The organism is Bowmanella dokdonensis (assembly GCF_017254865.1).
GTDB classification, from domain to species: Bacteria; Pseudomonadota; Gammaproteobacteria; order Enterobacterales; family Alteromonadaceae; genus Bowmanella; species Bowmanella dokdonensis.
On the sequence record NZ_JAFKCV010000251.1, the window covers coordinates 1 to 322 of the forward strand.

Genomic DNA, 322 nt, shown 5'->3' on the forward strand with positions numbered 1-322 from the left:
TCAGACAGATTATCAGGCTTTTCCTCTGCCTTACCTTCACTATATTCTTTACGATAAACAGATAGTTTCTTCCAATCACAATCATAATAAGTATGCTCTTGATTAAAACCAGAACGCTCGCTTATAACTTGAATCATATGAGGTTTTCCGTTAAAGCAATATACTTTATAGTCAACCAGTTGAGAGCCACCTCCAGAATCAAGAAACTCTTCAGCTATAACCTTTCTCTCTATATTCTTATATTGTCTCTCTCTAGTAATCAAATAAAAATCCACATTCAGCCACTGACGAATTAGTTTTTTTATTTTTTTTTCAGAATGCT

At 33.2% G+C, this 322-nt stretch carries 1 protein-coding gene; it reads right to left on the minus strand.

The window, feature by feature from the left end; translation table 11 throughout:
* The coding region (locus J0A66_RS22445) for an ATP-grasp fold amidoligase family protein (protein ID WP_277603623.1) at positions 1 to 322 on the minus strand (322 nt) is incomplete at both ends.